Source organism: Streptomyces sp. NPDC002306 (assembly GCF_053593435.1).
In genome coordinates, this window is sequence record NZ_JBSFCK010000001.1 from 1,000,606 (window position 1) to 1,023,832 (window position 23,227).

The window sequence follows — 23,227 nt, forward strand, 5'->3', positions numbered from 1 at the left end:
CCCGTCGTGCGTCTTCGCCGGGGGGCGCCGTACCATTCCTCAGGTTGAAAGCAGGACGGCCTGATGTTGATCACAGGAAAGCCTGCGCCATGAACGGACTGACCTTGCACGAACGCCCCTCCGCCTCCGCCTCCTGGCGCATCGCGCTGCCGCACACCGCCGCGGCCGTGCCGGTGGCCCGCGCCCTGGTGCGTACGGCGCTGACCGAGGTGGAGCACGCCACGGACTCCGACACGGCGGAGCTGCTCACCGCGGAGCTGGTCGCCAACGCCGTGGAGCACACCTCGGGGTCCGCTCCGATAGAGCTCGTGGTGGAGCTGCGGCCGACCGGCTGCCAGGTCGAGGTGCACGACCCGGACCCGGTGCCGCCGGGCGACCTGACCCGTCCCGTCACCGGAGTGCCCGACCCGTGGCAGGAGCACGGGCGCGGTCTGCTGCTGATCCGCGCCCTGAGCTCGTCCTGCGGCCACCGCCCCACCGACTCCGGCAAGGCGGTCTGGTTCAGACTGGCCGCGGTGCCGCCTCAGCGGCGTCCGGCGTGACCTCGGCCGCCGTGTCCGTGGCCGGCCCTGCCGCCAGCCGGGAGTTCCGGCGGCCGTAGCCGACGTAGACGAGCAGTCCCACCGCGAGGAACACGGCGAACTGGAGCCAGGTCGTCCAGCCCGTCTCGTACATCAGGTAGAGGCAGAACCCGACGCCGAGCAGGGGCAGCACGGGGTAGAGCGGCACGCGGAAGGTACGGGCGAGGCCCGGTTCGCGGCGGCGCAGCGCGATCACGACGACGTTGACCACGGCCATGACGGCGAGCGTGCCGATGGTGCACAGGTCGACCACGGCGTCGAGCGAGGCGAAGGCGGCCGGGACCGCGAAGACGACCGCGATGATCAGCGTGCCGGCGACCGGCGTCGAGGTCCGGGGCGACACCTTCTCGAAGACGCGCGGGACGAGCCCGTCCCGGGACATCGACATCAGGATGCGGCTCTGGCCGTACATCACCGCGAGCACCACCGAGGCGATGGCGACGACCGCGCCGAAGGCGATGACCGCGCCGCCGACCGTGGAGCCGGTGACCTCGTTCACCACGTACGACAGCGCGGCGGGCCGGCCGCCGACCTGGCCGGCGCCGATGGCACCGATCGCGGCGAGGGCGACCGCGCAGTACAGGAGGGTGACCACGCCCATGCAGACGAGGATCGCCACCGGGATGTCCCGGCGGGGGTTCTTCGCCTCCTCGCCCGCCGTGGTGATCGCGTCGAAACCGATGTACGAGAAGAAGGCGGCCGTGGTGCCCGCGCCGATGCCGCCGAGGCCGGCCGGCGTGAACGGGGTGAGGTTGCCGTCCTTGAAGGCGCTGTAGCCGATGGCGCAGAACGCGACCAGGATGGCGAGCTTCACCGCGGCCATGGCGGCGGTGGCCCGGGCGCTCTCGCGCACCCCGCGCACGAGCAGCAGACAGGCCATCGCGATGACGATCACGGCGGGCAGGTTGACGACACCGCCGTCGCCCGGTCCGGCCGAGAGCGCGGCGGGCAGCTGGTGGCCTACGAGGCTGTCGAGCAGTTCGTTGACGTACTGGCTCCAGCCGACGGCGACGGCCGAGATGGAGACGCCGTATTCGAGCAGCAGACACCAGCCGACCAGGAAGGCGCTGGTCTCGCCGAGGCCGGCGTAGGCGAAGGAGTACGACGATCCGGAGACCGGGATCGCGCCGCCGAGCTCGGCGAACGAGAACGCGGTGAACACGCAGGTGATCGCGGCGAGCACGAAGGAGACCACGACGGCCGGGCCGGCCTCGGCCACCGAGTCGGAGAGCCCGACGAAGATGCCGGTGCCGACGACCGCGCCGACGCCGAAGCAGATGAGCTGGGAGAGGCCCATGGTGCGCTTGAGGCCGTGGCCCGCGCGGTCGGCGCCGGATTCGGCGACGAGGAGGGCGGGGGACTTGATGCGGAACTTTGTCGCGGGAGCGGGCATGCGGGGTGGTGCTCGTTTCTGGTGGTGCGGGTGCGACGGGGATGGGTCGCGGGGCGGCCGCGGAAGGGATGGTTCCGGGCCGCCGGTCAGAATAAGCCAGTTCAGCGGGGGGTCGAGGCCGATCGGGCTGGGCCGGGCACCTCTCCCCATGCGTCCAAGGGGTCTATCGGGCGGGCCTCGTGTATCCAAGGGCCCTATCGGGCGAGCGTCGCGACCAGGATGGCCTTGATCGTGTGCAGCCGGTTCTCGGCCTCGTCGAAGACGACGGAGTGGGGCGACTCGAAGACCTCGTCGGTCACTTCGAGGGACTCCAGGCCGTGCGCCTCGTGGATGTCGCGGCCGACCTTCGTGCCCAGGTCGTGGAACGCGGGCAGGCAGTGCAGGAACTTCACGTCCGGGTTGCCGGTGGCGCGCAGGACGTCCATGGTCACCGCGTAGGGGGCGAGGGCCGCGATCCGCTCGTCCCAGACGTGCTTGGGCTCGCCCATCGAGACCCAGACGTCGGTGGCGACGAAGTCGGCGCCCGGCACGCCCTCGGCGATGTCCTCGGTGAGGGTGATGCGGGCGCCGCTGCTCTCGGCGAGCGCGCGGGCCCGGTCGACGACCTCCTGGGCGGGCCAGTACGACTTCGGCGCGACGATGCGCACGTCCATGCCGAGCAGCGCGCCGGTGACCAGGTAGGAGTTGCCCATGTTGAAGCGGGCGTCGCCGAGGTAGGCGAAGGCGAGCTCGGCGAGCGGCTTGTCGCTGTGCTCGGTCATCGTCAGCACGTCGGCGAGCATCTGGGTGGGGTGCCAGTCGTCGGTGAGACCGTTGTAGACGGGGACTCCGGCGTACGCGGCGAGCTCCTCGGCGGCGGCCTGGCTGTCGCCGCGGAACTCGATCGCGTCGAACATCCGGCCGAGGACGCGCGCGGTGTCCCGCACGGACTCCTTGTGCCCGATCTGCGAGCCGGAGGGGTCGAGGTACGTCGTCGAGGCGCCCTGGTCGGCGGCCGCGACCTCGAACGCGCAGCGCGTGCGCGTCGAGGTCTTCTCGAAGATCAGCGCGATGTTCCTGCCCCGCAGGTACCGTGTCTCGGCCCCGGCCTTCTTGGCGGCCTTCAGCTCGGCGGCCAGCTCGATCAGAGCGCGGAACTCGTCCCCGGTGAAGTCCAGCTCCTTGAGGAAGTGGCGGCCGGCTAGGGCGGTCGGGACTGTCGCCATGGGGGCGCTCCAACGGGGGTACGGGGTGCAGGGGCGGGACGTCTGGAATTCTATACGACGAGTAGCATTTCTATACACGCACCCCTCTCCGCACCCGCCCGGCCGGCCGACTTGCCGCCCTATTGCCCGACGACCGCCCGACCGACCGGCCTACCGGCCTACCGGCCTACCGGTCCCCCGGCTCCCGGGCTCCCCTGCCCCCGCCCCCCGGGCTAGACAGCGTCGCGTTCCACCGGGCAGCTCATGCAGCGCGGGCCGCCCCTGCCCCTGCCCAGTTCGCTGCCCGGGATCTCGATCACCTCGATGCCCTGTTTGCGCAGGTGCGTGTTGGTGGTGGCGTTGCGCTCGTAGGCGACGACGACGCCCGGCTCGACGGCGAGGACGTTGCAGCCGTCGTCCCACTGCTCACGCTCGGCCGCGTGCACGTCCTGAGTGGCGGTCAGGACGCGGATCTCACTCAGCCCGAGGGCGGCGGCGATCGCGCGGTGCATGTGCTCCGGCGGGTGGTCGGTGACCTTCAGCTCCTTGTCGCCGACGCCCGGTTCGATGGTGTACGAGCGGAGCATGCCGAGCCCGGCGTACTGGGTGAACGTGTCGCCGCCGACCATCGTCATGACGGTGTCGAGGTGCATGAAGGCGCGCCGCTTCGGCATGTCCAGGGCCACGATCGTCCGGGCGGAGCCGGCCGCGAACAGCTTGTGCGCGAGCATCTCCACGGCCTGGGGCGTGGTGCGCTCGCTCATGCCGATGAGGACGGCGCCCCTGCCGATGACGAGGACGTCGCCGCCCTCGATGGTGGAGGGGTAGTCGGCCTGCCCCTCGGACCAGACATGGAACGGTTCGTCACGGAAGAGCGGGTGGTGCCGGTAGATCGCCTCGAAGTGGACGGTCTCGCGCTGCCGGGCCGGCCAGCGCATGGCGTTGATGGCGACACCGTCGTAGATCCAGGCGGAGGTGTCCCGGGTGAAGAGGTGGTTGGGCAGGGGCCCGAGGAGGAAGTCGTCGAGTTCCATCGCGTGGAAGCGCACGGAGGTCGGCTCCGCGTGCGCCTCCAGGAACTCACGCTTGGTCATTCCGCCGACGAGGGCCTCGGCCAGTTCATGTGCGGGCAGGGTCTCGTAGGCGGCACGCAGGTGGTCGGTCGCGAGCGGGCCGTACTCCTTCTCGTCGAAGACGCGGTCCAGGACCAGTGTCCGGGCCCCCGGGATCGCCAGGGTCTCGGTCAGCAGGTCGCCGAAGAGGTGGACGACGACCCCACGGTCGCGAAGCACGTCCGCGAACCCGTCGTGCTCGGCGCGCGCCCGGCGCACCCACAGCACGTCGTCGAAGAGAAGGGCGTCCTTGTTGCTGGGGGTGAGCCTTTTGAGCTCCAGGTCCGGCCGGTGCAGGATGACGCGGCGCAGCCGCCCGGTCTCGGAGTCGACGTGGAATCCCATGCCTCCATCCTGACCATCGAGGGGCGCGTTGACCCGTCGCTCGCACATTTAGCCGCCTCCCGTCCTCCTTCCTGGCCGCTCCCTCTCCTCCCCTGCGGCCGCCCTGTCTCCTCTCACGCGCCCCTCCGCGCTCCCTTCCCCTGACCCCTCTCGTCCCCTTGACGATAATCACGTCTCCCTATTATCGTCGCAGTGACGAAAAAAATGGGGATGGGGAGGGAGAGCAGAGATGGCCGACATCACGCGGCGCCTGGGCTGGCGCCACCTGCGCGGCGCGCCGACGGCACACATCCGGCACCACCGCTCGGGGAAGACCGTGCACGACGGGCCCGGACTCAGCTTCTGGTTCCGCCCGTTGACGGCCGCGCTGTCCGAGATCCCGGTGGACGACCGGGAACTGGCCATGATGTTCCACGCCCGCACCTCCGACTTCCAGGACGTGTCGGTACAGGCCACCGTCACCTACCGGATAGGTGACCCGGCCGTGGCCGCCGCCCGCCTGGACTTCTCGATCGACCCGGACACGGGCGCGTGGCGGGGCGCCCCGCTGGAACAGTTGGGGACACTGCTCACCGAGACGGCCCAGCAGCACGCGCTGGACGTGCTCGCACGCACCTCTCTGTCGTCGGCGCTGGTGGACGGCGTGGCGGCGGTGCGCGAGCGGATCTCGACGGGCCTCGGTGAGGAGCCGCGGCTGCCCGCCACCGGCATCGAGGTGGTGGCCGTCCGGGTGATGGCCCTGCGCCCGGAGCCGGAGGTCGAGCGGGCGCTGCGCACCCCGGCCCGTGAGCAGATCCAGCAGGAGGCCGACCGGGCGACCTACGAGCGACGGGCCGTGGCGGTCGAACGGGAACGCGCCATCGCCGAGAACGAGCTCGCCAGCCAGATCGAACTCGCCCGGCGTGAGGAGCAGTTGGTCGACCAGCGCGGGACGAACGCCCGGCGCGAGGCGGAGGAACACGCGGCGGCCGACGCGGTACGGGCCGGCGCGGAGGCCGCCCGGGCGGTACGGCTGGCGGAGGCCGAGGCGACCCGGACCGTCAAGCTGGCGGAGGCCGAGGCGGCTCGTTCCGTACGGCTCGCCCGCGCCGAGGCGGAGGGCGCGCGCGAGGTGGGCGAGGCGCGGGCGCAGGCGCAGGCGGCCTGGCTGCGGGTGCACGCCGACGTGGACGTCGCCACGCTGCACGCGCTCACCGGGACCCGGCTGGCCGAGAACCTGCCGCGCATCGACAGCGTGACGGTGTCGCCGGACGTGCTGACGGGGCTGCTGGCCCGGCTGGGTTCGCAGGAGCGGGCGTGAGCCTCGCACCGCGCGCCGTACTCGTCGACCGCACCACGGAGTACGAGGAACTGGTGGCCCGGCACGGCACGCACGGCCAGGCCGCCTTCTTCCTCGCCTCCCGGGGCCGTGACATCGAGGAGGTCGCCGAGCGGCATCGCAGGACCCGGCACGCCCTGGCCGAGGTCGCCGCTGCGGTACCGCTGACCTGGCGTCAGACCCGGGTGGAGCGCGGCGATCTGGACCGCTTCCTGTTCGGTCCCGAGGACGTCGTCGTGGTGGTCGGGCAGGACGGGCTGGTGGCGAACGTGGCGAAGTACCTCGCCGGGCAGCCGGTGGTGGGCATCGACACCGACCCCGGGCGCAACCCGGGCGTGCTGGTACGGCACCGGGCGCGGGACGCGGCCACGCTGCTGCCGGCCGCCCTCGCCCGGGGCACCGGCGCCGAGGAACTCACCATGGTCGAGGCCGTCGCGGACGACACGCAGCGCCTGGTGGCCCTGAACGAGATCTACCTCGGCGCCCCCGGTCACCAGACCGCCCGCTACCGCCTGGGCCTCGACGACGACGGGGGTGTCGTCGAGGCCCAGGCCTCCTCCGGGGTGCTCGTCGGGACGGGCACGGGCGCGACCGGATGGCTGCGCTCGGTGTGGCAGCAGCGCGGCGCGGACCTGCGCCTGCCCGGCCCCACCGAGGAACGGCTCCTGTGGTTCGTCCGCGAGGCGTGGCCCTCGCCGGCCACCGGGACGTCACTGGTCGCGGGCGAACTCACGGCCGGCGGCCGGCTGCGCGTCACGGTCGAGTCCGAGCGCCTGATCGCCTTCGGCGACGGCATGGAGTCGGACTCGGTGCAACTGACGTGGGGCCAGTCGGTACGGGTGGGGGTGTGCGGGGAGCGGTTGCGGCTGGTGGGGTAGGGCTGCGGGACGCAGACGCGTGTGCCTGGGCGCCAAAGGCGCCCAGGCCGGCCCGGCAAGCACAACGGGCGGCTGCGGTCCCGCGACGGGGGCGCGCGGGCCGGTACCTCCGGCAGTGCCACGGCTGAGGTGACGCAGCGCTCCCCGGCGGCCGAAGCGGCGGCCCCGGTCCGGGCCGCCGACGGCGTACGCCCGAACGCGACGCGGCCGGGCCCGCCCTCGCGGGGACGGGGAGCGCGGGGTGTCCCGCCAGCCCGTTTCCCGCTCCCGGGGCCCATGGACGCGGACGACCGCCGTCATGTTCCGCGTGCCATCGGCTCGGCGCTGTGCCCGACCGCCGTCGTGGTATCACGTACCGGTCTCGTGACGAAGCCGTGGCCGCCCGAGGGTGCCGGACCCCTGTCCGACCGACCGACGGCCGGCCCCGGCCACCGGAGCACGGCGAGGGGACACCGTGAGCCCTGATGCGATGGTCATGCATGTCGTGGGTGCCTCGGCCCTGGTCCTGTTGGCCGCGCACGCCGGCGGCCATCTGGCCCGGCGGCTGAAACAGCCCTCCATCGTCGGACAGTTGACGGCGGGGACGGTACTCGGTCCCTCGCTGCTCGGCGCGGTGGCACCCGGCGCGTACGGAAGGCTCTTCCCGAGGGAGATCGGGCCGGCCCTCACCGGATTCGCACAGTTCGCCCTGGTGGTGTTCCTGTTCGCGGTGGGCTACGAACTCGATCTGAAGGTCCTCGGCGACCGGGCGCGTTCCGCGGTGACCGTGGCGCTGGCGGCGTTCGTCGTCCCGATGTCGGTGGGCTGCGGCTGCGCACTGCTGTTCCAAGATGCGTTACGGGACCTGGGGATGCCCCGGCACCTCTCCCCCGCCATGGTGGTGTTCGCCGGGATCGCGCTGTCGATCACGGCCGTGCCGGTCCTGATGGCGATCGTGCGGGAGAACGACCTGTCCCGCACGGTGCCCGGCGTGTTGGCGGTGTCCGCGGCGGGGCTGCTCGACGTGATCGGGTGGACGGTACTGGCCGGGACGCTGCTGGAGAGCGGCGGTGAGCAGACGCCGAGCTGGCGGTGGCGGGCGCTGCTCGCGATCGGTTTCGTCGCGCTCATGCTGGTGGCGGCGCGGCCGCTGCTGCGCGGGCTGTTGTGGGGCACCCGGCTGGAACCCTCGCTCCGGTTCGCGCTGCTCATCGGCTTCGCCCTCGGCTCGGCCTGGGTCACGCACTCCCTCGGCCTGCACGTCATCTTCGGCGCGCTGCTCGCGGGCGCGGTGGTGCCCCGGGAGGAGGGCGGGGCACTCGATCCGGACCTGGTACGCCCCCTGCACGATGTCAGCTCACTGCTTCTGCCCTTCTTCTTCGTCGTCTCGGGCCAGTCCGTCGTGCTCACCGGCGTGGACACCACAGGGTGGGCCGCCCTGCCGCTGGTGACGGTGCCGGCGGTCGCGGCGAAGATCGGCAGCGGTGCGGCGGCGGGACGGCTGAGCGGCCTCGACCGGAACGACGCCTGGACCGTGGGCATCCTGATGAGCACCCGCGGCCTCACCGAGCTGATCGCCCTGAACGCGGGCTACCAGGCGCGCCTGATCAGCCAGGACCTCTACACCGTCCTGGTCCTCATGGCCCTGGCCACCACACTCCTCACCCAGCCGTTGCTGCTGCTGGTCCGACGGTCCGCGCGCCGCCCACCGCCCGTCTCTCCGCCGCGGGATCCGGCCGCCGCCATGCCCGGCCTCACCCGCGTCGACGATCCGTCGTGACTGTATGTAGTAACTGGTGTGTAGTAACTGGTGTGTCGTGGCTGTGTGCAGCGGCTGTGCGTCCTGACCGCGTGTCATGACGGTGTGTCATGACGGTGCGTCGTGACGCCGTGTCACAGACGCGGGTCCACCGGCTCCGACTCCAGGGCCAGCACCCCGAACACCGCCTCGTGCACCCGCCACAGCGGCTCGCCCTCCGCCAGCCGGTCCAGAGCCTCCAGGCCGAGCGCGTACTCACGGATCGCGAGGGAGCGCTTGTGGTTCAGGAAGCGCTGCCGCAGCCGGGCGAGGTTGTCGGGGCGCGTGTACTCCGGACCGTAGATGATCCGCAGGTACTCGCGGCCCCGGCACTTGATGCCGGGCTGCACCAGACGGCCCTCCGACGAACGCACCACCGCGCCCAGTGGCTTGACCACCATGCCCTCGCCGCCCCGGCCCGTCATCTCCAGCCACCAGTCGACTCCGGCCCGCACCGAGTCCGGGTCGCCGGTGTCGACGTACAGGCGCCGGGTCGTCCCCAGCAGCCCGGTGCCGTCGTGCTCGACGAGCCGGTCGAGCAGCGCGAGCTGCTCGTCGTGGGGCAGCCCGGCGAGACTGCGGCCCTGGACGGCGAGGATCTGGAACGGCGCCAGGCGTACGCCGTCCAGGCCGTCCGTCGGCCAGCAGTAGCGCCGGTACGCCTGGGTGAACGCGGCCGCGTCGACGGCTCGTTCGCGCTGGCGGGCCAGCAGGTCCGCCACCTCCACGCCCCGGCCCGCCGCGCCCTCCAGCGCGGCCAGCACGCCCGGGAACACCGCCCCGGACGCGGCGCCCACCGCCGCGTACTGGCTGCGCAGCAGTCCCTGCGCCTTCAGCGACCACGGCATGAGTTCGGCGTCGAGCAGCAGCCAGTCGGTGTCGAGCTCCGTCCACAGCCCGGCCGCGTCGATCGCCGACCGCAGCCGGCCGAGGACCGCCTCGGTGACCGACGGGTCGTCGAAGAACGGGCGGCCGGTACGGGTGTACAGGGACCCGGTGGGGCCCGCGGCGATGCCGAAGCGCCGCTGCGCCGCCCCGGCGTCCCGGCAGACCAGGGCCACCGCCCGCGAGCCCATGTGCTTCTCCTCGCACACCACTCGCTCGACGCCGTCCTCGCGGTACTGCGCGAACGCCTCCACCGGGTGCTCCAGGTACCCCTCCACACGCGAGGTGGCGGTCGGTGCCATGGTCGGCGGGAGGTAGGGCAGCAGGCGCGGGTCCACCGCGAAGCGGCTCATGACCTCCAGGGCCGCGGCCGCGTTCTCCTCGCGGACCGCCACCCGGCCGGCGTGCCGGGTCTCCACGGCCCGGCGGCCGTACACGTCCGCCAGGTCCAGCGGACGTCCGTCCTGACCGCCCGGCGCCTCGCTGCGCAGCGGCTTCGTCGGCTCGTACCACACCTGTTCGGCCGGTACGTCGACGAGTTCGCGCTCCGGCCAGCGCAGCGCGGTCAGCTTGCCGCCGAAGACGGCGCCGGTGTCCAGGCAGATGGTGTTGTTCAGCCAGGTCGCCTGCGGGACGGGGGTGTGGCCGTAGACCACGGCCGCCCGGCCCCGGTAGTCCTCCGCCCACGGGTAGCGCACCGGCAGGCCGAACTCGTCGGTCTCGCCGGTGGTGTCGCCGTACAGCGCGTGCGAGCGGACCCGGCCGGAGGTGCGGCCGTGGTACTTCTCCGGCAGACCCGCGTGGCAGACGACCAGCCGGCCGCCGTCGAGGACGTAGTGGCTGACGAGCCCGTCGATGAACTCCCGTACCTGCTTCTTGAACTCCTCGCTCTCGCCCTCCATCTGCTCGATCGTCTCGGCCAGGCCGTGGGTGTGCTGGACCTTGCGGCCCTTGAGGTGACGGCCGAACTTGTTCTCGTGGTTGCCGGGCACGCACAGGGCGTCGCCCGAGCCGACCATGGACATCACGCGGCGCAGCACGCCGGGGCTGTCCGGGCCGCGGTCGACGAGGTCGCCGACGAAGACCGCCGTCCGCCCTTCCGGGTGGACGCCGTCCTTGTAGCCCAGCCGGGCCAGGAGCGTCTCCAGCTCGGACGCGCAGCCGTGGATGTCGCCGACGATGTCGAACGGACCGGTGAGGTGGGTCAGGTCGTTGAAGCGCTTCTCGGTGACGACGGTGGCGTTCTCGACCTCCGCCACACCGCGCAGCACGTGCACCTTGCGGAAGCCCTCGCGCTCCAGGTGCCGGAGCGAGCGGCGCAGCTCACGGGTGTGGCGCTGGATCACCCGGCGCGGCATGTCGGCCCGGTCGGCGCGGGCCGCGTTGCGTTCGGCGCACACCTCCTCCGGCACGTCGAGCACGATGGCGATGGGCAGCACGTCGTACTTCTTCGCCAGGTCGATCAGCTGACGGCGCGAGTCCTGCTGCACGCTGGTGGCGTCGACGACCGTGCGCCGGCCGGCCGCGAGGCGCTTGCCCGCGATGTAGTGCAGGACGTCGAAGGCGTCCCGGGTGGCGCTCTGGTCGTTCTCGTCGTCGGCGACCAGGCCACGGCAGAAGTCCGAGGAGATGACCTCGGTGGGCTGGAAGTTACGGCGGGCGAAGGTGGACTTGCCCGAGCCGGAGGCGCCGACGAGGACGACGAGGGAGAGGTCGGTGACGGGCAGGGTGCGCCCCTGCTGGTTCTCGGTCATGCCGCCGTCGCCTCCTTCTCGTTGTTCTGGTTCTTCTCGTCGTTCGCGTCGTTGTTCTTGTCGCTCTCGCTCATCTTGTTCTTGTCGCTCGTGTCGCTCTTGTCGTTCAGGGTCGTCATCCGGAACACCGCCATCTGCGTCGGCGGCCCCACCTCGGGGTCGTCCGGTCCCACCGGCCTGAACTCCACCTCGTATCCGTACCGTTCGGCCACGGTCGCCGCCCAGGCGCGGAACTCCTCGCGCGTCCACTCGAAGCGGTGGTCGCCGTGCCGGACGTGTCCGGCGGGGAGGGTCTCCCAGCGGACGTTGTACTCGACGTTCGGGGTCGTCACGAGGACCGTGCGCGGGCGGGCGGCGCCGAAGACCGCGTACTCCAGGGCGGGCAGCCGGGGCAGGTCGAGGTGCTCGATCACCTCGCTGAGCACGGCGGCGTCGTAACCCTTGAGCCGGTTGTCGGTGTAGGCCAGCGAGCCCTGGAAGAGCTGGACCCGCGAGGCCTGCCGCTCTCCCATCCGGTCCAGCTTCAGCCGTCGGGCGGCGATGGTCAGCGCCCGCACCGACACGTCCACGCCCACGATCTCCGTGAACCGCACGTCCTTCAGCAGCGCCTGCACCAACTGGCCCTGACCGCAGCCCAGGTCGAGCACCCGGGCCGCCCCGGACTCCTGGAGCGCGGCGACGATCGCGTCCCGGCGCCGCACGGCGAGCGGGGTCGGCTTCTCCTCCGTCTCGGCCTCGGCGGCCACCGCGTTGTCGATCTCCTCGACGTCGCTGTCGTCGGTCTCCGCGAGCCGCACCAGCTCCAGCCGCTCCATCGCCTCCCGGGTCAGCGACCAACGGCGCGACAGGTAACGGCTGGTGATCAGCTTCTGCTCCGGGTGGTCGGGCAGCCAGCCCTCACCGGCGCGCAGCAGCTTGTCGACCTCGTCGGAGGCGACCCAGTAGTGCTTGGCGTCGTCCAGGACGGGGAGCAGGACGTAGAGGTGACGCAGGGCGTGGGCGAGGGTCAGCCGCTCCGACGTGAGGACGAGGTGCACGTACCGCGAGTCGCCCCACTGCGGGAACTCGGTGTCCAGCGCCACCGGCTCGGCGCTCACCGTCCAGCCCAGCGGTTCGAAGAGGCGTTCCACCAGGCCGGGGCCGCCGCGGGCGGGCACCGCGGGCACCTCGATCCGCAGCGGCAGCGGCTGCTCGGCCCGCTCCGGGCGCGCCTTGCACACACCGCGCATCGCACTGGAGAACACGGCGCTCAGCGCCACCGCGAGCAGCGAGGAGGCCGCGTACGGACGGTCGTTGACGTACTGCGCGAGGGCCGCGTCGGGCGCGCCGCCGCGCCCCTTGCCCTTGCCGCGCCGCACGAGCGCCACCGCGTCGACCTCCAGCAGCAGCGCCGCCGTGCAGCGCGTGGCGTCCGCCTCGGGGTAGAGGACGTGTGCCGTGCCGTAGGAGGTGGAGAACGCCTGCGCGTTGTCGGGATGCTTGTGCAGCAGGAACCCGAGGTCGGTCGCGGGGCGCTCCTCCGTGCCGGTGGTGCTGATCGTCAGGAACATGCGTCCGAGTCTCCCGGGCGAACCGGCCGTTGACCACCGGTTTTCCCAGACCCGGGCGTCGCGTCGTGCACGCGGTCGCTCACCGTTCCGACCGCTTCCAGGCGCTCACGCCGAGCTTCCCCGTGGTCCCGAGGTCGAGGTGGGGAGTCACGGTGACCGGGGCGGCGCCCGGCTTCGCCACGACCCTGGTGTAGGGGGCGTCGACGGGGGTGCCGGACTCGGTGGTGTTGCGCCACATGAGGCTCGCCACCGCGCTCTCGCCCTGCTTGAGGGTCACCGGCCGGGGCGCGTCGTCGAATCCGTCCAGGAGCGAGATGCCGCCGCTGCCCCGGAAGACCTTGACGCCGTCGATCCGCTTCAGGTCCTCGTCCAGGACGGTCACCTGCGGGTAGCCGTCGACCGGGTAGTCGCGCGTTCCGCAGTTCTCCAGGTGCAGTCCCACGATCCGCAGCCCCATGGCCGCGTCGCCCTCGTCGGCCCACACACGGACCCCGGAGGGCGGGCACTGCCCCGGCGCCGACGGTGCCTCGGCCGCGGGGACCCGGGTCACCTCGTAGATCTTCACGGCCTCGGCGGAGGTCGCCAGCGCGGCATCGGCGGCGTCGACGGTTCCCTTCACCGTACGGCCGGGGCCGACCGCGCTGACCGTACGCCGGACGTTGCCGAGCACCTCGCCGCCACTCCTCGTGAAGTTGAAGGTGATGGTGTACGTCAAGGCCTCGGCGGCGTGGTTGGTGACCTCGTACGCGGCGGAGACGCCCCCCGAACCGCCGCCGAGGGGCACGGCGTCGACCCGGGTGATCCGGACCCCGCCCTGCTCCGCGTCGGACCCCTGCGGCTGCGGCACCCCACCGCCCGGCGAACCCGATGAACCAGGCGAACCGGCGACCTCCGCTCCACAGGCGGTGAGGACCAGAAGGATCGCGGCCGCGACGGCGGCGGCCGGGACGAGGGAGAGGGGTCTGCGCATCGGGTCACTCCATCAGGGGACGGCTCCCCGGAGTGTGGCGGAAGCCATAGTTCCGGCCACAGGCGTGTCACAGAAGTACGGGCCGGTGGCGGCACCGGGTCGCGCCGACGCCGCCGGCCGCACCGGCGCGGAGCGGGCCCGGTCCACCCCGTCGCCTCCTCCCTCGTGCGCCGCCTACGACAGCTACGACTGCACCTGCGACGAGATCAGCTCCAGGTGATCCAGATCGGCGAGGTCCAGCATCTGGAGGTACATCCGCCGGGAACCGGCCTCCGCGTAGCGGCCGATCCTGTCGACGACCTCGGCCGGGGAACCCGCCAGGCCGTTCGCCTTCAGCTCGTCGACCTCACGTCCGATCACCGCGGCACGACGGGCCACCTCCTGATCGTCCCGGCCGACGCAGACCACCAGGGCGTTGGAGTACACGAGGTCGTCCGCCGCGCGGCCGGCCGCCTCCGCGGCGGCCCGCACCCGGCCGAACTGCCGCCCACTGTCCTCGACCGAGGAGAACGGCATGTTGAACTCGTCGGCGTACTGCGCGGCCAGCCGCGGGGTGCGGGTCGCGCCGTGGCCGCCGATCAGCACCGGGACCTTGCGCTGCGCCGGCTTGGGCAGTGCGGGCGAGTCGCTGAGGTCGTAGTACTTCCCGTGGAACTCGAAGGACTTGCCGACCTCCGTCGCCCACAGCCCGGTGACGATCTCCAACTGCTCTTCGAGACGGCCGAACCTCTCCTTCGGGAACGGGATCCCGTACGCCGCGTGCTCCTCCCCGAACCAACCCGCGCCCAGGCCGAGTTCGACACGGCCGCCCGACATCTGGTCGACCTGCGCGACCTGGATGGCGAGCACACCCGGCAGCCGGAAGGTGGCGGCCGTCATCAGTGTGCCGAGCCGGATGCGCTTGGTCTCGCGGGCGAGACCGGCGAGCGTGATCCAGGCGTCCGTGGGGCCGGGCAGACCGTCGACGGAGCCCATCTTCAGATAGTGATCTGACCGGAAGAAAGCGTCGAAGCCCAGGTCCTCGGTGGCCTTCGCCACGGTGAGCAGGGTGTCGTAGGTCGCCCCCTGCTGGGGCTCGGTGAAGATGCGAAGATCCATGCCTCCATCCTGCACTCAGGCGTGCTTGTCCACCTCATCAGTCCCACTGGCCCCTTCCGTTCCGGGCCGGGACGGGCCGGCCCTGGCGGGATCGACCCCCGTCGGGCAGTCGTCCGTCGGGCCGTCCTTTGTCGGGTAGTGCCCCCTCGGGCGGTCCCCCGTCAGGCCGTCCCCCGTCGGGTGAAAATCGTCAACCCCGTGCGCGGGGGCCGGTCCGGGCCAGTGACCAGGCCCGGCAGTGATCGTTGGCTGGAGCGGAGCCGGACCGACCGGCGCCCGCGTCCGGCCGGTCAGCGCCGGACGCCATCCGTGTCGGCCTCCCCGGGGGCCTGGGCCGAGGAGGCCGTCTTGTCCGAGGAAACCGTGCCGCAGCAGGGCGGCGGCAGTGCTCAGCCCAAGGGGCTGCTGGAGCAGATGGAAGAGCTCATGGCGGCGCTGAACGCGGACCTCTCCGCCCTGGACGCGGACCTCCAGTCGACCGGCATGGGGCAGGCACGGGCCGGAGAGGGCGACACCGGCTGACGAGGCCGCCCGCCGCCCGTCTCATCTCTCCGGCAGCACCTGATCGCGGTCCGCCAGCTTGCGCAGCATCTCCCGGACCCGGTCCCGGGATTCGTCCGCCGCGTCGATCGCCTCCATGCACTGCCAGTACGTCCCCTCGTCGCCCGCGGCGCTGGCGATGCCGACGAGGGCCATACCGACCTCGCCCAGCAGACCGCCGAGGCCGGTCAGCGCCTCGCGGGCGTCGTCGAGTTCGGTGAGCTGGGCGGCGCGTAAGTCCCCGGGATCGAGGTCAGGTGCGTCCAGCACACCGCAACCTCTGCCCGCCAGTTCGGTCAACCCCAGTGCCTCGCCTCGCAGTTCGGGCGGCCCGGAGACCGCCAGCCTGCTGCCGATCGCCTGTGCCAGTGCCTGCGCCTGCCACACCTCCGTCAAGGTCTCCGGTACTCCACTGCTCCCGGCGAGAGCGCGTCTGCCCGTCAGGATGAGCCGCACCGCTTCCATGGCCTGCCCCCGTCCGCCGGGACGTGTTCTTCGCACGTCCGCCCGAACTCCGTTGTCCACTACCCAGAGTGAGGGTCCATGGGGCGAAAAGCCAGAGGAAGGCGGAAATCTGTGGACAACAAATCGATGTCGCCCAGACGAACGACTGCGGAGAGTGAAAGCGGATCGTGAGACTCCTGCGTGATCGGGGTGTCGCCACGACCGACCGACGTCACGGCGCGGGGTCGCCGGGACGCCCCGCCGTCACGACGTAGGCCCGTCAGGACGTAGCGCCGTCACGACGTAGTGCCGTCAGGAACTGGCGCCGTCAGGGCGCGGGGTCGCCACGACGCCCCGGAGCCGGGAACCTCCCCTCGTTCCGGTCGATCTTCGCGTCCAGCGCCGCCAGCGCGTCGATCCCGAGCACCTCGCACAGTTGCAGCAGATACGCGAGCACGTCGGCGACCTCGTCCGACACGCGGTGCGCGGTGTCCGGGTCGTCCATGACGCGCGCCGATTCCTCCGGCGTCAGCCACTGGAAGATCTCCATCAGTTCGGAGGCCTCCACGCTGAGCGCGGCGGCGAGGTTCTTCGGGGTGTGGTACGGCTGCCAGTTGCGCGCCGCCGCGAACTCGGCAAGGCGGCGCTGGAGTTTCGCCACGTCCAGATGCTGGGGCTCTTCGGTCACGCGTCCAGATGTACCACTGTCACTCCCTCCACCCCCGTGGCCCACGACGCGTCGCTCACCGTGCCGACGCAGCGCAGATGGCCGCCCTCGCCCATCCGCGCCGCCAGCCGCAGCAGTTCGGCACGCTGCCGTACGTCCAGGCCCCGGTCGAAGCCGTCGGCGAGCACCGTCAGCGTCTGCAGGGCGGCGGGCACCTCGCGGGCCGGGTCGACCTCCAGGACACCGGGGCCGGTCAACAGCACCAGGGCGAGGGCGACGTAGCGCAGTTCGCCGTCGCCGAGCCGGCCGAGTTCGGTGCGGACGCCGTCGCCCCGGTCCAGCAGCGCGCGGACCGTTCCCCCGGGCAGCGGTTCGGCGAGGACGTCGGTGACCGGTCCCGCGCACCCGGCCCGGACCACCGCGACGAGTTGCCCGTGCCGTCGCGCGCACTCGGTCCGGGTGCGCCACAGCACGTCGGCGAGGTTGTCGCAGCCGCCGAGCAGGCGGCCGGAGCCCGCCGGGACGGGGGCACGCATCCGCTCCGGCCGGGGATCGCAGGAAAAGACGGAGCGCAGCGCGACCACCATCTGTTCGGCGGCGGCGAGCACATGGCGCTGCCCGTCCGTCTTGCCGGCCACCCGCAGCGGCAGCAGGGCGGTGCCGAGCCGGTCGTCCGGCAGCGGGGCGCGTGTCACCGGCGCCGCCCCGGCCGTGTACCAGGCGGCCTGTACGGCGCGGCGGCCGGGATCGCGCAGGGCGGTCTCCAGCAGGACCAGTCCGCCGGCCGTCAGCCGCTCGCCCACGATGCGCAGTTCGGGCTCGGCCTGGACGGCGACGTCGAGCCGCACCGGCCCTTCGGGGCCGTCCGCCGTACAGCCGATGCGGAAGCCGCGGCGGTGCTGGGCGTCGGGCCGGGCCCGTTCGGGTACGCAGGCGGCCGGGTCGGCGAACACCTCGCCGAGTTCGGCGCCGCCGCCGAGCCGGGCGAGCGCCTCGTAGGCCCGCAGCGCGGTCGACTTGCCGCCGCCGCTGGGACCGGCGAAGAGGGTGAAGGGTCCCAAGGGGAATCCCGCGCCCCGGTGTCCCGCGAAGGCGGACAGCCGCAGTTCGGTGAGGCGCGGCCGGTCCGGGAGCGACTGTCCGCCGTACGGCACGGAGGGAACGGGGGACGCGGAGGGGACGGAGTGGGCGGTGGGCACGGACACAGCGGAGGGTGCAGTAGTGGGCGCGTTGGGCGCGGAGGATGCGGCCGACACCGTAGCCGCAGCGGGTACAGCGGATGCGGTGGACGCGACGGGTCCGGCAGATGCGGCGGCGGACGCACCGGAGGACGCACCAGAGGGCGCCGACGGCACGGAAGAGGCCGCGAGGACGGACGGCACGCAGGGGGCCGCGAGGACGGAGGGCACGGAGGAGGCCGGGAGGGCCGAGGGCACGGAAGGCAGGGCCATATCCGGACGGTAGGGCTCCGATGTCAGCGGAACCGTTCCGTCCGGGGAGGCTTTCCTACGATCGAGGGACCCGGCCGGTGGACCCGACCGGTGGCCACGTCAGGTGCCGGAGACCCCCGCCCCCTCCATGAGCCCGCTCACCTCGGTGCCGGGCGGGGTCAGCAGGAACACGTTCCGGTCGACCCGGTGCATCCCGCTGGCCAGTCCGAAGACCACGCCCGTGCTGAAGTCCAGGACCCGCTTGGCGACCTCGGTCTCCGCGCCGGTCAGGTCGAGCAGCACGGGGATGCCCGCCATCAGTGTCTCGGCGACCTCGCGGGCGTCGGCGAAGATGTTGACCCGCAAGACCACGAACCGGCGCCGGGTCTCCGTCACCGCCTCCGGCAGCGAGCGGTGGCCCACCGCGGACGGCCAGGCGTCCCTGCCACGCAGCGGAACGACCTGAGCGAGCCCTTCCCACTGTTCATCGGTGGCGTCGTAACGGCTCACCGGCTCACCCCGCTCTGACTCGTGCTCGATGCCTGCACCAGCCATTCTTACTCCAAGTCACCCGTTCGGCCCAACAGCGACACGGTGCGCGACCAGTGGATTCCCGTTCGGACCTGTCCTCTTACCGGCCTCACACCGGACTCTTCACGTCCTGCGACGCCCCGCTCACCGGGTGCGACTACGGTCCCGTGCCGTGCACTTGGCAGAATCGCAGCTGGTGACACCCGGTCGGCGGACACGGTCGGCGGTGTCCGCCGCCCCCGGAACCCCCACGCAGTGGCATCGCGTACTGACCCTCCTCGCCGACATCAGCCTCTTCATCGGAACGCGCACGGTGTGGACGTCCGCGGCGAGCCACCGGCCGGCCGTGGCGGCCGCCATCTCGGTCTGTTACGTCTCGATCCTGGTGTGCGGGGTGCTGGCCCTGGTGGTGCGCCGGACCCGGTCGTTGGCACGCGTGGACCTCTGCGTGCTGCTGACCGCGGCGACGCTCACCCTGTGCGCGTGGACCATGACCCACAACGGCGGTGACGAGGCGGTCCTCACCGCCCAGGCCGCCAGGGAACTGGTCGCGGGCCACGCCGTCTACGGACAGCCCTGGCCCTGGCTGTTCACCCACGGCGTCGCGGTCACGCCGACGGTGACCGGCGGCTACGACTTCACCTACGGGTATCCGCCGCTGGCCCCGTTGCTGACCGCACCGCTGCTGTGGCTGGGGCACGCCGGCACGCCCGCCACGGCGATGACCACCTGCGCCCTCGTCGTCGCCGCTGGGGCGACCTGGCGGATGCTGCCGGTTCCGTGGCGGTCGGCGGCGACCATGGTGTTCCTCGGCTTCGGCCTGCTGCCCTCGTACGCCCGGCTCGGCTATCCGGCCATCCTGGCCCTGGCCCTGCTGGCGCCGGTGGTGGTGCGCTGGTCGCGGATCGGGCGCGGCGGGCGGCTCGGGGCGTCGGGGATCGCGCGGGCCGCGTGCCTCGGCGCGGCCTGCGCGGCGCAGCAACTCCCCTGGTTCCTGGTGCCGTTCCTGCTGGCCGGGATCTACGCGGTGCGCCGCGGCGAACTGGGCGGGCGCGCGGCGACGGCCGTGCTGCTGCGTGTCGCCGGCGTCGCCGCCACCGTATGGCTGCTGATCGACACGTACTTCATCGTGCACGAGCCCCGCACCTGGCTGGGCGGGATCGCGCTGCCCCTGACCCAGGGCGCGGTGCTGCACGGCCAGGGCCTGGTGGGCGTCTCGCTGTATCTGACCGACGGCAGCGACCGGATCGACTGGTACGGGCACGCGAGCCTGCTGCTGGCCGCCGCGCTGCTGGCGCTGTTCGTGCTGTTCGTACGGCGGCTCGGACCGGCGGCGACCGTGCTGCCCTGGTGCGCGTTCTATCTGGCGACGCGCTCGCAGGACGGCTACTACCTGATGATGACGCCGCTGTGGCTGGTGGCCGCGGTCACCGCCGCCCCGGCGGAGTTCGCCGGCGCGTGGCAGCCGCGGCCAGGCCCGTTGCGCGGTCCGCGCCGTCGGCCGGCCCTGGCCGTCACCGCCCTGCTCCTGCTGGTGCCGGCCCTGGCGAGCGCGGGGTGGGCGGTCACGGGGGCGCCGCCGCTGCGGATGCGGGTCACGGCGGTGCGGCAGGCCTCGGCGACCGCCGTGTCGCTGCTGAGACTTCGGGTCACCAACACCCACGACAGCGCGCTCACCCCACACTTCACCCTCACCACGGGCCAGGGCATGAACAAGTACTGGTCGATCACGCGAGGCCCGGCGACGCTGCGCGCCCACGCCACGGCCGACTACGAAGTGCGCCCGCCCACCGGCAGGTTCGCCCTTCCTCGCCCAGGCGTACGGGTCCGGCTGCGAGCCTTCACCCCCACGCCCCAGACACTGTCGAGCACGGACGTACGGCTCACGCGGCGCGGGTGAAGCGGAGCGTGGTGGTCACCGTGGTCAGGCCGCGGAGCATGCCCAGCTGGTTCCAGCCCATCCCGAACTCCGACCGGTCCACGACGAACTCGGCGTTCAGGGTGGGCGCTCCGGCGTCCGCGCCGGTCAGCTTCGCGGGGAAGGACAGCGGGCGACTGTTGCCGCGCACGGTCAGCACGCCGGAGACCTGCACCGTGCCGTCCTCGCCGGGTTCGGCGCGATCCACCACGAAGGTGATCTCGGGGTGGTTGGCGGCGTCGAAGAGGTCGGCGGACCGCAGGTGGGTGTCGCGCTTGCCGTTCTTGGTGTCGAGGGAGGCGACGTCCAGGGTGATGGTGCCGCCGGCGGTGCCGTCCGCGGCGACCTCACCCTGGCCGGCCACACCGGTGAAGGTGCCCTTGACGTTGACCAGGCCCCACATCGTCCGGTGCTGGAGGACGACGGTGGAGGCGCTCGGGTCGAGCTGCCAGAGTCCGGTTTCTACGGCGACGGTCATGATCCTTCTCCCAGGTGGTCCAAATTTGGATGTTCGAGCCCGTCACACTAGCCGGAGATCCAAAATTGAACAACCTACTCGTACAAAATTGGACAACAGGTAGACTCGAAACCATGGCCGCCCCCGATGAGCACCCCGCCGACGTGCCCGAATGCCCGTCCGCACAGGGCAACGGACTGCTCCCCGACGAGCTGCGCGCCTGGATGCTTCTGCTGGCCGCGACGGGGGCGGTGGAGCAGCGGCTGCGCTCCGTGGTCAAGGAACGGCTGGACGTCTCGCACGACGAATTCCTGGTGCTGTGCCTGCTGGCGGAGCACGCGCAGGAGGGCGTGCGGATGACCCGGATCGCGGAGCTCCTGGGCCGCCCCAAGACCCGGCTCACCTATCAGATCGCATGCCTCCAGCACACCGGGCTCGTCACCCGCCGGTCGGTGTCCGGCGACAAGCGCGGCGTCGAGGTCGCCCTCACCGACAAGGCCCGCCGTCTGCTGCGGGAGGCCTCGGGCCCCCTCTCCGAAACGGTGACCCAGGCCCTCGCCGGCGTCATGGGCCCGGACCAGCGCCAGGCGGTGTGCGGGCTGCTGCCCGATCTGATGGGGAGCGAGCCGAGCACCACCTCGGAGTGAACGGCCCCTCCCCCACCTGCGGCCTGAGACGTCTCAGGCCGCTTCGGCCAGCAGGTCCAGCAGCGTGGCCCGGGCTCGCGCCACCCGGGAACGCACCGTGCCGACCGGGCAGTCACTCAGCGCCGCCGCGTCCGCGTACGGCAGGCCGAGCAACTGGGTGAGGACGAACGCCTCCCGCCGCTCGGCCGGCAGCAGGGCCAGCAGATCCAGCAGGGCGACCCCGTCGTCGAAGCCGGGCAGACCGCGCGGCTGGGCTCGCTCGACCGCCGCCTGCCAGTCCGGTACGTCGTGCAGCCGGGGCCGCGCGGCCGCGTACCGGTAGCTGTCGATCACCGCCCGGCGGGCGATGGAGAGCAGCCAGGACCTGGCCGAGGAGCGCCCCTCGAAGCGGTGCAGACTTCCCAGCGCCCGCAGAAACGTGTCCTGGGCCAGATCGTCGACCGCCTGCGGATCGGCGCAGAGGTGGGCGACATAGCGCAGGACGTCACGCTGGAGCGCGCGCACCAACCGTTCGACCGCCCGCGCGTCACCGCCCCGGGCGGCGAGCGCCCAGGCGGTGATCGACTCGTCGGTCGATATCGCTTTGCCGCCGACGTCTTTGTCGCTTTGATCCTTTTCTGCGCTTTTATCGCGTGAGTCATCCCTTGAGTGATGCGAGGCGGGCAGGGTGGAGGAGATCACCTGGTGTCCTTCTCGGTCGTCCGAGGCGCCCGAGTCGCCGGCACGCCCCGGATCCGGACCCCGGCGCGTACGCGGGCACGGGCGGTCCGGTGAGCGGGAGACGGCCCTACGACGCCTGTACGGGCGTACGGGCGTACGGCCGTGACCCGAGGCGCACTGGGGCGGCCCCGGGATACCAGCTGTCGTCAGCCGACAGCGATGCCCGCGGGCGGCCCCCGAGAGGTGATCGCGTGGACGAGAAGGAGGAGACGCGGCGCCCGCGCCGAGCGGGGGCGGCGTACGCGGACGCGCGGGCGGTCCGGGGTGGCGGGCAGGGCGAGCAGCAACCGCAGGGGTGCCACGAGCCGGCTGCCGACGGCCCGCAGGATCCGGAACGCGGCCTTCTCGCCGTACGCCAGCCAGAGCCCGCACAGGAGCGCGGCCAGGAGGTGGGCGGCGAGCATGCCGAGAGAGGACGAGCCGCCGTCCATGAATGATCCGCCCATGGACGACGCGTCCATAGAGGATCCATCCATAGGCGATCCACCCATGGACGATCCATCCATGGACGACCCCATGTAGTCCATCGAGCCCGCGCGATCCATATGGACCATGTGATCCATATGGTCCATGCGCTCCATGGAATCCGTGTGGTCCATACGCCCGAGAGAGCTCATGTCCATGTGGGCCGCGTGGTCAATGTCCATGCGGGCGTCCATGTCGCCCGCATGGCCCGTCTTCATGTGGATCGCATGGTCCATGTTGATGCCCACGAGGTCCCGGGACATCGGCCGGGCCAGCGAGAACGCGGAGTGCAGTGCCGCCTGAGCGGCGACGACGGCGGTCACGACGAGTGGCAGCCCTCGCTCACGGCCCGCCAGGCACCAGCCGGCCGCACCGGTCGCGGCGAAGCCCGCGGCCAGCGCCCAACCGGGCACGTGCGCACCCGACATCAGGACGTGCCCCAGGGCGGCGAGCAGCACACAGACGGCCGCGAACACCGCGGCTCGTACCGTGCGAGAACACCACCCAGCAGTCATGGCGCCCCATCCTCGCATCCGTGTTCCGGTCGTCAGACGTGAGTACGG

21 protein-coding genes are annotated in these 23,227 nt (G+C 72.1%); 7 read left to right on the forward strand and 14 right to left on the reverse strand.

The window, feature by feature from the left end:
- Window positions 1-89: 89 nt before the first annotated feature.
- Window positions 90-542: an ATP-binding protein gene (locus ACWCQK_RS04270; protein ID WP_451151671.1), complete on the forward strand. Its 453-nt coding sequence runs from the start codon at window positions 90-92 to the stop codon at window positions 540-542.
- On the opposite strand, the gene ACWCQK_RS04275 is transcribed toward ACWCQK_RS04270, so the two are convergent.
- The 3 genes from ACWCQK_RS04275 to ACWCQK_RS04285 form a co-directional block, all read right to left on the reverse strand.
- Window positions 502-1,974, reverse strand: a complete 1,473-nt coding sequence (locus tag ACWCQK_RS04275) for an amino acid permease (protein WP_451151674.1) — start codon at window positions 1,972-1,974, stop codon at window positions 502-504. The genes ACWCQK_RS04270 and ACWCQK_RS04275 overlap by 41 nt on opposite strands.
- Window positions 1,975-2,168: 194 nt before the next feature.
- Window positions 2,169-3,179, reverse strand: a complete 1,011-nt coding sequence (gene argF / locus ACWCQK_RS04280; protein ID WP_451151676.1) for an ornithine carbamoyltransferase — start codon at window positions 3,177-3,179, stop codon at window positions 2,169-2,171.
- 212 nt (window positions 3,180-3,391) lie between these two features.
- A complete protein-coding gene (locus ACWCQK_RS04285; RefSeq protein WP_451151678.1) occupies window positions 3,392-4,615 on the reverse strand; it encodes an arginine deiminase in 1,224 nt (407 codons plus the stop codon).
- A 229-nt stretch (window positions 4,616-4,844) separates the two neighbouring features.
- Here ACWCQK_RS04285 and ACWCQK_RS04290 point away from each other — a divergent pair, with 229 nt between their 5' ends.
- From ACWCQK_RS04290 to ACWCQK_RS04300, 3 genes are all read left to right on the forward strand, one after another.
- Window positions 4,845-5,915, forward strand: coding sequence for an SPFH domain-containing protein (locus tag ACWCQK_RS04290; RefSeq protein WP_451151680.1), 1,071 nt, complete (start codon window positions 4,845-4,847; stop codon window positions 5,913-5,915).
- Window positions 5,912-6,811, forward strand: a complete 900-nt coding sequence (locus tag ACWCQK_RS04295) for a hypothetical protein (RefSeq protein ID WP_451151682.1) — start codon at window positions 5,912-5,914, stop codon at window positions 6,809-6,811. The genes ACWCQK_RS04290 and ACWCQK_RS04295 overlap by 4 nt, the downstream gene beginning before the upstream one ends.
- Before the next feature lie 454 nt (window positions 6,812-7,265).
- Window positions 7,266-8,570 carry a cation:proton antiporter gene (locus ACWCQK_RS04300; RefSeq protein WP_451151684.1) on the forward strand — a complete coding sequence of 435 codons (1,305 nt, stop codon included), beginning with the start codon at window positions 7,266-7,268 and terminating at the stop codon, window positions 8,568-8,570.
- Between the two features lie 113 nt (window positions 8,571-8,683).
- Here the strand turns inward: ACWCQK_RS04300 and ACWCQK_RS04305 are convergent, their stop codons facing one another.
- From ACWCQK_RS04305 to ACWCQK_RS04320, 4 genes are all read right to left on the reverse strand, one after another.
- Complete coding sequence (locus tag ACWCQK_RS04305; RefSeq protein WP_451151686.1) at window positions 8,684-11,227, reverse strand: polynucleotide kinase-phosphatase; 2,544 nt, start codon at window positions 11,225-11,227, stop codon at window positions 8,684-8,686.
- Window positions 11,224-12,777, reverse strand: a complete 1,554-nt coding sequence (locus ACWCQK_RS04310) for a 3' terminal RNA ribose 2'-O-methyltransferase Hen1 (RefSeq protein ID WP_451151688.1) — start codon at window positions 12,775-12,777, stop codon at window positions 11,224-11,226. The genes ACWCQK_RS04305 and ACWCQK_RS04310 overlap by 4 nt, the downstream gene beginning before the upstream one ends.
- A gap of 79 nt (window positions 12,778-12,856) precedes the next feature.
- Window positions 12,857-13,747: a DUF4232 domain-containing protein gene (locus ACWCQK_RS04315; protein WP_451151690.1), complete on the reverse strand. Its 891-nt coding sequence runs from the start codon at window positions 13,745-13,747 to the stop codon at window positions 12,857-12,859.
- Between the two features lie 183 nt (window positions 13,748-13,930).
- Window positions 13,931-14,845: an LLM class F420-dependent oxidoreductase gene (locus tag ACWCQK_RS04320; protein ID WP_451151692.1), complete on the reverse strand. Its 915-nt coding sequence runs from the start codon at window positions 14,843-14,845 to the stop codon at window positions 13,931-13,933.
- A 348-nt stretch (window positions 14,846-15,193) separates the two neighbouring features.
- Here ACWCQK_RS04320 and ACWCQK_RS04325 point away from each other — a divergent pair, with 348 nt between their 5' ends.
- Entirely contained in the window at window positions 15,194-15,367 is a 174-nt protein-coding gene (locus tag ACWCQK_RS04325) for a hypothetical protein (protein ID WP_451151694.1), read from the forward strand.
- Between the two features lie 21 nt (window positions 15,368-15,388).
- Here ACWCQK_RS04325 and ACWCQK_RS04330 read toward each other — a convergent pair whose 3' ends face one another.
- The 4 genes from ACWCQK_RS04330 to ACWCQK_RS04345 form a co-directional block, all read right to left on the reverse strand.
- Window positions 15,389-15,850: a DUF6099 family protein gene (locus ACWCQK_RS04330; RefSeq protein ID WP_451151806.1), complete on the reverse strand. Its 462-nt coding sequence runs from the start codon at window positions 15,848-15,850 to the stop codon at window positions 15,389-15,391.
- A 307-nt stretch (window positions 15,851-16,157) separates the two neighbouring features.
- Complete coding sequence (locus ACWCQK_RS04335) at window positions 16,158-16,517, reverse strand: nucleotide pyrophosphohydrolase (RefSeq protein ID WP_451151696.1); 360 nt, start codon at window positions 16,515-16,517, stop codon at window positions 16,158-16,160.
- The gene (locus ACWCQK_RS04340; RefSeq protein ID WP_451151698.1) at window positions 16,514-17,695 is read right to left on the reverse strand and encodes an ATP-binding protein; all 1,182 of its coding nucleotides are present in this window, start codon (window positions 17,693-17,695) and stop codon (window positions 16,514-16,516) included. The genes ACWCQK_RS04335 and ACWCQK_RS04340 overlap by 4 nt, the downstream gene beginning before the upstream one ends.
- A gap of 351 nt (window positions 17,696-18,046) precedes the next feature.
- Window positions 18,047-18,481 carry a cell division protein SepF gene (locus ACWCQK_RS04345; RefSeq protein WP_451151700.1) on the reverse strand — a complete coding sequence of 145 codons (435 nt, stop codon included), beginning with the start codon at window positions 18,479-18,481 and terminating at the stop codon, window positions 18,047-18,049.
- Window positions 18,482-18,629: 148 nt separating this feature from the next.
- Between ACWCQK_RS04345 and ACWCQK_RS04350 the strand changes: the two genes are divergently transcribed.
- Window positions 18,630-20,357, forward strand: a complete 1,728-nt coding sequence (locus ACWCQK_RS04350) for a hypothetical protein (RefSeq protein ID WP_451151702.1) — start codon at window positions 18,630-18,632, stop codon at window positions 20,355-20,357.
- Here ACWCQK_RS04350 and ACWCQK_RS04355 read toward each other — a convergent pair.
- Window positions 20,341-20,853, reverse strand: a complete 513-nt coding sequence (locus ACWCQK_RS04355) for a YceI family protein (RefSeq protein ID WP_451151704.1) — start codon at window positions 20,851-20,853, stop codon at window positions 20,341-20,343. The genes ACWCQK_RS04350 and ACWCQK_RS04355 overlap by 17 nt on opposite strands.
- Window positions 20,854-20,966: 113 nt before the next feature.
- Between ACWCQK_RS04355 and ACWCQK_RS04360 the strand changes: the two genes are divergently transcribed.
- The gene (locus ACWCQK_RS04360) at window positions 20,967-21,479 is read left to right on the forward strand and encodes a MarR family winged helix-turn-helix transcriptional regulator (protein WP_451151706.1); all 513 of its coding nucleotides are present in this window, start codon (window positions 20,967-20,969) and stop codon (window positions 21,477-21,479) included.
- A gap of 33 nt (window positions 21,480-21,512) precedes the next feature.
- Here the strand turns inward: ACWCQK_RS04360 and ACWCQK_RS04365 are convergent, their stop codons facing one another.
- Together ACWCQK_RS04365 and ACWCQK_RS04370 are read right to left on the reverse strand one after the other, a co-directional pair.
- Entirely contained in the window at window positions 21,513-22,058 is a 546-nt protein-coding gene (locus ACWCQK_RS04365; protein WP_451151808.1) for a sigma-70 family RNA polymerase sigma factor, read from the reverse strand.
- A 287-nt stretch (window positions 22,059-22,345) separates the two neighbouring features.
- Complete coding sequence (locus tag ACWCQK_RS04370) at window positions 22,346-23,179, reverse strand: hypothetical protein (RefSeq protein WP_451151708.1); 834 nt, start codon at window positions 23,177-23,179, stop codon at window positions 22,346-22,348.
- Window positions 23,180-23,227: the final 48 nt, after the last annotated feature.

Excerpts from the sequence above, each read along its gene's own strand:
- ACWCQK_RS04330 (WP_451151806.1), bottom strand. The coding sequence starts at position 15,850 with ATGGAAGCGGTGCGGCTCATCCTGACGGGCAGACGCGCTCTCGCCGGG.
- ACWCQK_RS04355 (WP_451151704.1), bottom strand. The coding sequence starts at position 20,853 with ATGACCGTCGCCGTAGAAACCGGACTCTGGCAGCTCGACCCGAGCGCC.
- ACWCQK_RS04315 (WP_451151690.1), bottom strand. The coding sequence starts at position 13,747 with ATGCGCAGACCCCTCTCCCTCGTCCCGGCCGCCGCCGTCGCGGCCGCG.
- ACWCQK_RS04345 (WP_451151700.1), bottom strand. The coding sequence starts at position 18,481 with ATGGCTGGTGCAGGCATCGAGCACGAGTCAGAGCGGGGTGAGCCGGTG.
- ACWCQK_RS04270 (WP_451151671.1), top strand. The coding sequence starts at position 90 with ATGAACGGACTGACCTTGCACGAACGCCCCTCCGCCTCCGCCTCCTGG.
- ACWCQK_RS04370 (WP_451151708.1), bottom strand. The coding sequence starts at position 23,179 with ATGACTGCTGGGTGGTGTTCTCGCACGGTACGAGCCGCGGTGTTCGCG.
- argF (WP_451151676.1), bottom strand. The coding sequence starts at position 3,179 with ATGGCGACAGTCCCGACCGCCCTAGCCGGCCGCCACTTCCTCAAGGAG.
- ACWCQK_RS04275 (WP_451151674.1), bottom strand. The coding sequence starts at position 1,974 with ATGCCCGCTCCCGCGACAAAGTTCCGCATCAAGTCCCCCGCCCTCCTC.
- ACWCQK_RS04285 (WP_451151678.1), bottom strand. The coding sequence starts at position 4,615 with ATGGGATTCCACGTCGACTCCGAGACCGGGCGGCTGCGCCGCGTCATC.
- ACWCQK_RS04290 (WP_451151680.1), top strand. The coding sequence starts at position 4,845 with ATGGCCGACATCACGCGGCGCCTGGGCTGGCGCCACCTGCGCGGCGCG.
- ACWCQK_RS04320 (WP_451151692.1), bottom strand. The coding sequence starts at position 14,845 with ATGGATCTTCGCATCTTCACCGAGCCCCAGCAGGGGGCGACCTACGAC.
- ACWCQK_RS04305 (WP_451151686.1), bottom strand. The coding sequence starts at position 11,227 with ATGACCGAGAACCAGCAGGGGCGCACCCTGCCCGTCACCGACCTCTCC.
- ACWCQK_RS04310 (WP_451151688.1), bottom strand. The coding sequence starts at position 12,777 with ATGTTCCTGACGATCAGCACCACCGGCACGGAGGAGCGCCCCGCGACC.
- ACWCQK_RS04360 (WP_451151706.1), top strand. The coding sequence starts at position 20,967 with ATGGCCGCCCCCGATGAGCACCCCGCCGACGTGCCCGAATGCCCGTCC.